Genomic DNA, 5,691 nt, shown 5'->3' with positions numbered 1-5,691 from the left:
GAGCATATTCGGGTACTGACTACACCAGCTTTTAAAGTCGGCGCTTTGTTTGCTTTTGCAATTGTTTTTCTTGGATTCTACTTCAACCCGGAAATCGATTATAAATGGCTGCTGGGATCAAAACCTTATTCAGAAATGGAAGCTGCATCTGTTTCAAGCATGTTCACACGATTAGCTTTTTATTTATTAAGTTTGATGATGGTATTTAGCTTTTTGACAATCGTTCCCAAAAAGGAATATTTCTTTACGAATCTCGGGAAAAATACACTGTACGTTTATCTTCTGCACGGGTTCTTTGTCCGCACATTCCGTGAGAGCCATGTACAGGACTTTTTCCATAGCCCAGAACGTTTTCTGCTGCTGGCGATGATTGCATTGCTTCTCACACTATTGTTATCCAGCAAATATGCTGCCGCAATTGCACAGCCATTAATTGAATTTAAAACGTCGAGGATCAATCGCCTTAAAGCCAGGTTTGCTGCGATGATCAGGTTTTACCGTAAGAAGATGTTAAGCAATTAGAGAATCGGCAGATTAATTTAGGATTCATGAAAGAGCCATCACTACAGATGGCTCTTTTTTTTTCTGTTTAATCCGGGTTATCGATGACTGGACATGATTTCAACTGTCTTTTTTGGCTAAACTGAGATATAATTTAAAGTTGATTTGCTGCTGGATTTTTCTAAAGGAGATTTTATAAATGAAGATCGTCTTAACCACGCTTAACGCGAAATATATACACACCAATCTTGCAATCAGATACTTAAAAGCATACGCATCACCTGATTACGATATTAAGCTTACAGAATATACTATTAAGGATCCTATCATTAACATTGTCACGGATTTAATCCAAAAGAAGCCTGATGTAATTGGCTTCAGCTGTTATATTTGGAATATCGAAGAAAGTATTAAAGTAGTAAAAATGATAAAAAAAATTGATCCTTCAATTAAAATTGTCGTTGGCGGCCCTGAAGTTACCTATGATGTGATGGACTGGATGCAGGAAGTCGAGGAGTTTGATTTCATTGTCATCGGCGAAGGTGAACAAACATTCAAGCAGCTGCTGACTGAAATCGAGGGAGACCAGGACTTTACAAAAGTTCCAGGGATCGCTTTCAGAAATAATGGCAGTATCCAGATAAATCCTCAGCAAAATAAGCTGGATTTAAAGGAAATCGCATCACCTTATCGCTTTGACGAGGATGTTCCCCACCTCTCCAAGAGGGTCGCATATATTGAAACAAGCCGCGGCTGCCCTTTCAGCTGCCAATTCTGCCTGTCATCGATCGAAGTGGGAGTCCGATATTTTGACAGAGAGAAAATTAAGGATGACATTCGCTATTTAATGGCGAACGGAGCCAAAACGATTAAATTCGTCGATAGAACTTTCAATATCAGCAGAAGCTATGCGATGGAAATGTTCAGGTTCCTGATTGATGAGCATTTGCCAGGAACGGTATTCCAATTTGAAATCACAGCAGATATTATGAGACCTGAAGTCATCGAATTCTTGAATCAGGAAGCCCCTGCAGGCTTATTCCGTTTTGAAATTGGAGTACAATCGACAAATGACTACACAAATGAACTTGTTATGCGTAAGCAGAATTTTGAAAAGCTGAAGCGTACAGTTACCATGGTCAAGGAAGGCGGCAAGATTGACCAGCATCTTGACTTGATTGCCGGATTGCCTGAAGAAGACTATAACTCCTTCAAGAAGACTTTTAATGATGTATTCGCGATGAGGCCAGAGGAGCTTCAGCTTGGTTTCCTGAAAATGCTGCGCGGAACTGGGCTGAGGCTGCGGGCAGCTCAGCATGAATATATTTATATGGATCATTCTCCATACGAAATCCTGGGAAATAATGTCCTTGATTTTAACGACATTATAAAAATAAAACAAGTAGAGGATGTACTTGAAAAGTACTGGAATGATCATAGGATGGATATTGCAGTTGAATATCTTGTCACAAACGTGTTCCCTACTCCGTTTGATTTCTTCCAGGAGTTTGGCGCTCACTGGGAACAAAATGGGTGGTCAAGGATTGGCCACCAGCTTGAAGATCTTTACAAGAGGCTATTTCATTTCCTTCAGGAGAAGGGCATTGAGGATATAGAGACGATTCAAAACTTAATGAAGTATGACTACCTTGCAAGCATGAAATACAAGCCTAGAAAACCATGGTGGGAACAGCATGCGGATAAGAAGCAAAAATCCGAAATTTACCGAGGAATCATCCAACACCCTGAAAAACTTGGAAGTCGTTATGCAGATCTAAACATTAATGAAAAAGACCTTTATAAGCATACTTTGATTGAAGAAATTTCAATCGACCTTGAAAGCTATCTGAAAGCAGGAGAGATTGTAAAGTCGCCTTCATATATGCTCGTTTATTTTGATCCTAAAACGGAGAAAGCAGATTTCTTCACATTCTCTGAAATATGATGTAAAGCCGGCTAAACCGCCGGCTTCTGACTGTAGACAAACTCGATTAAAGCGAGCTTGTCTACAGTTTTTTCATCTTGTGTGGGAAGTATAACAGGTCTGTTGATTTCCGTTCCAGGCGCTTCGCTTTCCGCGGGGCTGGCGGTGAGCCTCCTCGCCGCCGTTGGCGTCTGCGGGGTCTCACCTGTCCAGCTGATCCCGCAGGAGTCTTCGCGCCTTCCACTCCAATCAACAGGTTTTCAATAACTGATCTGTGATCTGTATCTTTGTCGACAAGCTAAAGCCGGCTTTTTATGTTCTCAGGGAATGGCTATTTATCTTTTTTAGACTTAGGATTCCCTTTTCTCCCCGCAAACGGCATTTCATAAAGCTTACTGGCATTTATATCTCCAAATTCCATGCCAAACTCCAGATTATAAGGCTTTTGGTGCCTTTCTTCATGCTTTTTCATTTAAGCTCTTCCCTTCCTGCCTTGCTTGGAATTCCTGTTAGCAAATTTCCCAGCATCCTCACCAGCTGAAAATTCAGCGCTGAACTCTGTTTCCTGGATATTTTTCTTAGGTGTGTTTGTATATTTTTCTAAAGCATTTCTTTCTGCTTTCCGTTTAGCCATATTATCCACCTCCATAGTACTATTTTTTTCAATTACCTAAGAGCTATGTACGAATTAGATTGCCTAATTTTACAAAGGATGACTCCTAATAAAATCCTCCCTATATCCAAAAAATAGACTAAAAAGGAGGAGATACTATGGTAAAAGATAATCCAAACCTTAAACCTTTGGATATTGATGAAACAATGCCTCATCAAGTGAATGCTCCAAGCTTCAAAGATACAGGAATTCAAATGCAGGCACCATTCATAAATGAACATGGAGTCATAATCGGTGACAGTCTGTATGCCTCCCAAAATTCTCCTCTGGAAAATTGGAGTGATGAAACTGACCCAGCAGAAATGGCAGGCGACGAATGGGTTCATCCTACCAACGATATAGGCTGGAATTCAGCTGAAAACAGAGAGCTGCTTGAAGAGAAGCGAAAGCCCCAGGCTTACCCATTCATGCATCCAACAATCGATGTCAGTAAGGGACAGGACTGACAAAATGTAGCGTTTCAGCTTATTTTTTAAACAAAAAAATCCGGGGATTTCCCCGGATTTACCGTTTATCCAATAATAATTCGTTCTTTTGGATAATGAATACTTTCTTTTTCCGTCTTTTTAGCAATCAGCAGCAAAAATGAAATAACCCCTACCCGGCCAATGAACATCAATATAATTATAATCGCCTTACCGGCTGAGGATAGTTCAGGAGTGATACCCATTGACAATCCTGTCGTACCAAATGCTGAGGATACTTCAAAGATGATTGCCAACATCGGCTGATTCTCAGTAGCCATTAAAATAATGACCGATAAAAAACAAATAATTATTGCCATGAGGGTGACAACAAGCGACTTAATGATATCTTCCTGGTGCAGTTCTCTATTGAAGATTTTCACTGATCTCTTCCCACGGGCGAAATGGTAAAGAAACAATAGATTAAGGGCAAAGGTTGTTGTCCGTATTCCTCCTCCAACCGAGCTGGGGGAAGCACCAATGAACATCAAGACACTCAATATCAGCAATGTGGGATCCGAGAAATCACTTACATTCATCGTCGCTAACCCGCCATTCCTGGTGGAGGATGACTGGAACAAAGAATAAAATAATGCTTCATGCCATGTTTTATCAGCAAAAAAATGATTATTTTCTAGAATAAAAATAGCAACTGTCCCAAATACCAGAAGCCACAAAAATGTAATAGTAGTTATTTTAGTAAAAAGGGAAAAAGGATAAGGTTTCTTCTTATTTTTTCTGAATAAAAATCCTTTTACTTCAATAAGCACTGGAAAACCAATTGCTCCAAGTGTCAGTAAAATTATATTAATAATTTGCACAAAATAATCATTCGCAAAAGGAATAAGGGATGCACCTGTTATATCAAAACCAGCATTAGTAGTCGCACTTATTGATGCAAACAAACCGTGCAAGAACGCTTCCTCCCATGAAGGAAAGAATTTTAGAAAATAAAAGCCCAGTATAATAGCGCCTATCAATTCAATTAAGACTATAATGACGAGAATTTCCTTAAGCAATTTGACTAGTCCTGACATAGTTGTCTGGTTTTGATCGGTCATGATCAGCCTTCGTTCTCTAAGGCCGATTTTCTTCCTGATGATCAGCCAGAAAAATGTACCTAGGGCCATTACCCCTATACCGCCAAATTGAAGGACAAACATCAGTATAAATATACCTGGAACGGTAAAAGTATCACGTACACTTATAGTCGACAATCCCGTCACACTCACAGCACTTGCAGCTGTAAACATAGCATCTAAAAATGACCATCTCGCGCCTGGCTGAATGGCAATTGGAAGACTTAGCAAGCTCATTGCAACGACAACAGCTAAAAGATAATATGTGACGATGATCTGAGCAGGTGTTAGTTTATCCAGTTTCTTTCTAATTTTATTCCACATAATTGATTCCTTTCAAGCCTAATTCATATCCATTCCTATGATAAAGAATATCAACTCAATAATAAAGTGTTTTCCTGCAGTTCCCTTTTATAATATCGTGTGCACCTAAAAAATTACAATTTATGCGAAACAATATCCAATACTAAAAAACATTACCATTCATGAACCTGGCACAATTGATAAAACTATACCTACAGAGTTCTCTCTGTAAACCTCATAAGGAGTTGACAACCATGGCAAGAAGTTCAAATAAATTGCTGGTTCCAGGAGTAGAACAATTCATGGACCAGGTAAAATATGAAATCGCTCAGGAATTCGGCGTGAACCTTGGTTCTGATACTGTATCAAGAGCTAACGGATCAGTAGGCGGAGAAATTACTAAGCGTCTAGTACAACAGGCACAAGCACAGCTTTCAGGTAAAAACCAACAATAACAATTGAATATATAACATGGAAAAAAGTCCGGAAGTGAATTCCGGACTTTTAAAGTTTTTATTTTTTATTGTTATGACCATTATGTTGACCATTATTACGGCCTTGTTGGCCGTGGGATTTCTCATTGTGCTCTTGTTTATTATTGTTGTTTTTTTTTCTTGTATCATTTCTTTCATTGTCCATATGGCTGCCGTTGCCATACTTTTGGCCTTTGTCACGATTATGAATATTACCTTGGCTTTTGTTAGTATTTTCATAATTGCTTTTTCGATGATCCTTCTTATCCTGGCC

At 39.2% G+C, this 5,691-nt stretch carries 6 protein-coding genes and 2 pseudogenes; 4 read left to right on the top strand and 4 right to left on the bottom strand.

The features are described from left to right. Nucleotides 1–522, top strand: a pseudogene (locus WB217_RS13980) (acyltransferase family protein); the annotation flags it as partial. Between the two features lie 178 nt (nt 523–700). Next, complete coding sequence (locus WB217_RS13975; RefSeq protein ID WP_423993831.1) at nt 701–2,446, top strand: B12-binding domain-containing radical SAM protein; 1,746 nt, start codon at nt 701–703, stop codon at nt 2,444–2,446. 310 nt (nt 2,447–2,756) lie between these two features. On the opposite strand, the gene WB217_RS13970 is transcribed toward WB217_RS13975, so the two are convergent. Both WB217_RS13970 and WB217_RS13965 read right to left on the bottom strand, forming a co-directional pair. Then, nucleotides 2,757–2,897, bottom strand: a complete 141-nt coding sequence (locus WB217_RS13970; RefSeq protein WP_423993830.1) for a hypothetical protein — start codon at nt 2,895–2,897, stop codon at nt 2,757–2,759. Next, nucleotides 2,898–3,059: a hypothetical protein gene (locus tag WB217_RS13965; protein ID WP_335432454.1), complete on the bottom strand. Its 162-nt coding sequence runs from the start codon at nt 3,057–3,059 to the stop codon at nt 2,898–2,900. Nucleotides 3,060–3,196: 137 nt separating this feature from the next. Here WB217_RS13965 and WB217_RS13960 point away from each other — a divergent pair, with 137 nt between their 5' ends. Continuing rightward, a complete protein-coding gene (locus tag WB217_RS13960) occupies nt 3,197–3,544 on the top strand; it encodes a DUF3905 domain-containing protein (protein ID WP_423993829.1) in 348 nt (115 codons plus the stop codon). A gap of 65 nt (nt 3,545–3,609) precedes the next feature. Here WB217_RS13960 and WB217_RS13955 read toward each other — a convergent pair whose 3' ends face one another. Then, nucleotides 3,610–4,965 (bottom strand): TrkH family potassium uptake protein, encoded by a 1,356-nt coding sequence (locus WB217_RS13955; RefSeq protein ID WP_423993828.1) that lies wholly within the window; start codon nt 4,963–4,965, stop codon nt 3,610–3,612. Nucleotides 4,966–5,198: 233 nt separating this feature from the next. Between WB217_RS13955 and WB217_RS13950 the strand changes: the two genes are divergently transcribed. Beyond that, nucleotides 5,199–5,399 (top strand): alpha/beta-type small acid-soluble spore protein, encoded by a 201-nt coding sequence (locus tag WB217_RS13950; RefSeq protein ID WP_335378923.1) that lies wholly within the window; start codon nt 5,199–5,201, stop codon nt 5,397–5,399. A 58-nt stretch (nt 5,400–5,457) separates the two neighbouring features. On the opposite strand, the pseudogene WB217_RS13945 reads toward WB217_RS13950, so the two are convergent. Continuing rightward, nucleotides 5,458–5,691, bottom strand: a pseudogene (locus tag WB217_RS13945) (hypothetical protein); the annotation flags it as partial.

The organism is Mesobacillus sp., assembly GCF_049588175.1.
Classification (GTDB): domain Bacteria; phylum Bacillota; class Bacilli; order Bacillales; family Cytobacillaceae; genus Mesobacillus.
The sequence above is the reverse complement of the archived record's forward strand: the minus strand, read 5'-3'. Positions and strand labels throughout refer to the sequence as shown.

Excerpts from the sequence above, each read along its gene's own strand:
- WB217_RS13975 (WP_423993831.1), top strand. The coding sequence starts at position 701 with ATGAAGATCGTCTTAACCACGCTTAACGCGAAATATATACACACCAAT.
- WB217_RS13970 (WP_423993830.1), bottom strand. The coding sequence starts at position 2,897 with ATGAAAAAGCATGAAGAAAGGCACCAAAAGCCTTATAATCTGGAGTTT.
- WB217_RS13965 (WP_335432454.1), bottom strand. The coding sequence starts at position 3,059 with ATGGCTAAACGGAAAGCAGAAAGAAATGCTTTAGAAAAATATACAAAC.
- WB217_RS13960 (WP_423993829.1), top strand. The coding sequence starts at position 3,197 with ATGGTAAAAGATAATCCAAACCTTAAACCTTTGGATATTGATGAAACA.
- WB217_RS13955 (WP_423993828.1), bottom strand. The coding sequence starts at position 4,965 with ATGTGGAATAAAATTAGAAAGAAACTGGATAAACTAACACCTGCTCAG.
- WB217_RS13950 (WP_335378923.1), top strand. The coding sequence starts at position 5,199 with ATGGCAAGAAGTTCAAATAAATTGCTGGTTCCAGGAGTAGAACAATTC.